The sequence below is a fragment of the Kitasatospora nipponensis genome (genome assembly GCF_039528135.1).
Classification (GTDB): Bacteria; Actinomycetota; Actinomycetes; order Streptomycetales; family Streptomycetaceae; genus Kitasatospora; species Kitasatospora nipponensis.
Window position 1 is genome coordinate 1 of sequence record NZ_BAAALF010000426.1, and the last position, 1,711, is coordinate 1,711.

3 protein-coding genes are annotated in these 1,711 nt (G+C 72.2%); all 3 read right to left on the bottom strand.

What is annotated here, in order from left to right; translation table 11 throughout:
- Positions 1-104: 104 nt before the first annotated feature.
- Positions 105-551 carry a hypothetical protein gene (locus ABD323_RS40865; RefSeq protein ID WP_344447175.1) on the bottom strand — a complete coding sequence of 149 codons (447 nt, stop codon included), beginning with the start codon at positions 549-551 and terminating at the stop codon, positions 105-107.
- Positions 548-982 carry a MarR family winged helix-turn-helix transcriptional regulator gene (locus ABD323_RS40870; protein WP_344447176.1) on the bottom strand — a complete coding sequence of 145 codons (435 nt, stop codon included), beginning with the start codon at positions 980-982 and terminating at the stop codon, positions 548-550. Before ABD323_RS40870 ends, ABD323_RS40865 begins: the two co-directional genes overlap by 4 nt.
- A 175-nt stretch (positions 983-1,157) precedes the next feature.
- Positions 1,158-1,711: lysozyme (locus ABD323_RS40875; RefSeq protein WP_344447177.1), on the bottom strand; the 554-nt coding region annotated here is incomplete at its 5' end.

A 1,711-nucleotide genomic window follows, 5' to 3' on the forward strand; every position in this document is an offset into this window, starting at 1 on the left:
CCTCACCATCCGCGCCACCACCCCGCACGGCGACATCACCGCCCGCAGCCTCTGACGGAAGCACGACCGGGCCGGGCCGGGCCATGGCCCGGGCCGCCGCCCGGTTACGGTCGCGGCGCCGGCTCCTCCCCGGCTTGCCGACGATCGCCGTCCTGCCAGGGGAACGGTGCGAGGTCGGGCTCGACCCAGCCCGCCCTGGCCTGTGCGCCGGCCAGCGTCGCCGGACGGTAGAACCGGGTCAGCAGGCGCTTGTCGAGCAGGAGGGGGTGGCTGTCGGCGAACGCGGTGAACTCGTCGTCGCCGCCCTGGGCCGCGTGGTGGCCCACCAGTTCCACCCAGGCCCGGCTGACGGTCACGTGGTACTTCTGGGGTGCGCCCGCGTAGCGGGCGGTGCGCTGGATGCCGTCGCTGACCAGACCCACCGCTGCGGGTGTGCCGAACCGTCGCACGGCCAGCCACGTCAGGTGTACGTGCTCCCGGTGGCCGAACTTCCCCGAGACCGCGGTCACTTCGGCCATCAGTGCGCTGAAGTCGGCGGGCTGGGCGGTCATGCGGACACCTCGGTCAGGGCTTGCAGCGCGGCGCGCAGGCCGGCGATCGCGTCGGCCGGCAGGCCGTGGAGAGCGCGGCGCTCCAGGTCGGTGATCGCCTCGCGGATCGTGGCGGCGGCCACCCGGCCGGAGGCGGTGAGCTCGATGAGCACCGCGCGGCGGTCTCCCGGGCGGGTGCCGCGGGTGATGTGACCGCGCCGCTCCAGGCGGTCGAGCACGCTGGTCAGCGTGGTGGGGCGGGTGCCCACGGCCGCACCGAGCGCGGAGACGGTCCGGCCCTGGCCGTCCGCGAGATTGGCCAGCGCGTTGATCTCGGAGGGGGTCAGGTCCAGGTCGACGAGCTCCGCGGCGAGCACCTGCAGGGTGGCGTGGGTGGCCCGCTGCAGGGCGAGCAGGGCCGACCACTCGGATGACACGGATTCGGACTTCATGATTTCGCACTATACGATTTCGTACTAACTGCTGCAACTCGGCCCACGGCCCGGTGACGCGACGGCGCCAGCCGCCCGGCCGCGCCCGGGCCGCTCTCGCTGAGCGACGCGGGCACACCTCGGCGGCAGGATGCGGCGCCGGACCCCGTCCGGCGCCGCACCGTGCCGCGAGGGCTCAGCCGGCCAGGGCCTGCAGCCGGTCGTAGGCGCCGTTGAAGGCGTCCTGGTCGCCCGGGAAGACGCCGGAGTCGGCGTACTGCCAGATGGTCTGGTAGGACCAGCCGTTGGGCAGCGTGCCCACCGAACTCGCGTACCGCGCGATCCAGAGCGGGTTGGTGGCGCCGAAACCGCCGTTGTTGCCGGTGCAGGTGCTCCACCAGTCGGTGGTGGTGTAGATCGTCGGGTAGCGACCGGTGCGGCTGTGCACGGTGTTGCTGAAGTCCCTGATCCACGCGGTCATCGCGCTCTGGCTCAGGCCGTAGCAGCTGGCGCCGTACGGGTTGTACTCGATGTCCAGAGCCGGCGGCAGGGTCTTGCCGTCGGCCGACCAACCACCGCCGTGGTTGACGAAGTAGGTCGCCTGGGTGGCACCGCTCGACGCGTTGGGCAGCGCGAAGTGGTACGCGCCACGGATCAGGCCGGCGTTGTAGGAGCCGTTGTACTGCTGCGCGAAATACGGGTTGGTGTAGCCGGTGCCCTCGGTCGCCTTGACGTAGGCGAACTTGGCGC